At 65.4% G+C, this 1,419-nt stretch carries 1 protein-coding gene; it reads right to left on the bottom strand.

Annotation, left to right across the window (positions count from 1 at the left end):
- Nucleotides 1-1,419: IS66 family transposase (locus tag L6Q67_RS23420; RefSeq protein WP_296575883.1), on the bottom strand; the 1,419-nt coding region annotated here is incomplete at both ends.

Here is a 1,419-nt window from a genome sequence, read left to right as displayed (position 1 = left end):
ATCCTGCCGCCACCGATGCGGCAACAGCTCCCCGATCCGACTCTGCGGCTGAGTCGGCAAGCGGGTAAGAACGTCTTTCAAATACACGAAGGGCTCGTGCCCATTCAGGCGCGCCGACTGGATTAGACTCATGATCGCCGACGCGCGCTTGCCGGCGCGCAGCGAGCCGGCAAAGAGCCAGTTCTTGCGGCCGATGGCAATCGGCCGGATCTGGTTCTCGATCCAGTTGTTGTCGATGGGGACGTTTCCATCCGTCAGGTAATGGGTCAGCGCCGCCCAGCGTTTGAGGGTGTAGTCGATGGCTTTGGCGCTGGATGAGCCGTTGGGAATCTTGCCCCGACATTGCAGCAGCCAGGCCTTGAATTCTTCCAGCAGCGGCTTCGCCCTGGTCTGACGCAGCGCCTGGCGGGCTTCGGCGTCCAGTTCGCGGGCCGCCTGCTCGATGGCGTAGAAGGCCGCGATGCGCTCCAGCGCCTCGCCGGCGATCTGGCTCTGCCCGTGTTCCTGAAGCTCGAAGAACTTGCGTCGGGCGTGGGCCATGCAGCCCGCTTCCGTGACGCCTTTGCCGATCAAGGCCTTGTAGCCCGAGTAGTCGTCGCAGACGAGCGTGCCGCGCCAGTCGCCCAGGAAGTCCTGGGCGTGCTTGCCGGCGCGGCTCTCGGCAAAGTCGTAGATCACCGCCCGGACTGGATCGTGGGCACCGATGCTATAGGACCACAGGTAGGCCCGGTGGGTCTTGCCGGCCCCGGGGTCGAGCATCGCCACTGGCGTCTCGTCCGCGTGCAGTACCGGGAAGGCGAGGAGTTCTGCCTTCAGGGCATCGACCAGAGGCTGCAACTGCACACCCATCTGACCGACCCATTGGGCGAGCGTGGATTGGGGAATCGCGAGCCCCGCCCGGCCGAAGATGCCTTCCTGGCGGTACAGCGGCAAATGATCCTGGTACTTGGCCACCAGCACCTGGGCCAGCAGGCCGGTGGTGGGCAGGCCCTTGTCGATCACATGGGCCGGCACCGGGGCCTGGATCAGGGTTTCGCACGCCTGGCAGACCCACTTGCCGCGGATGTGACGCTCGACGCTGAAGGTGCCGGGTGTGTAGTCGAGTTTCTCGGCGACATCCTCGCCGATGCGTTTCATCTGGCAGCCACAGGCGCAGAGCGTGGAGTCCGGCTCGTGATGGATCTCGGTGCGGGGCAGTTCGGGCGGCAGCGGTTTGCGTTTGGCCTGACCCTTGGCGGCAGGCGGTTTGCCGGAGAGCTGTTCGAGCTCCTCGGTCATCGCAGCCAGGTCGGCCTCGACCGTCTCCTCGAACAGTTGGGCCTGCTCCGCCGGCAGGCGTTCAGTCTTGACCCCGAAGCGCCAGCGTTTGTGCAGCGAGAGCTCATGGGTGAGCTGGTCGATCTTGCTCTGGCGCCAGGT

It is taken from the genome of Zoogloea sp. (assembly GCF_023150065.1).
Taxonomy (GTDB): domain Bacteria; phylum Pseudomonadota; class Gammaproteobacteria; order Burkholderiales; family Rhodocyclaceae; genus Zoogloea.
The sequence above is the reverse complement of the archived record's forward strand: the minus strand, read 5'-3'. Positions and strand labels throughout refer to the sequence as shown.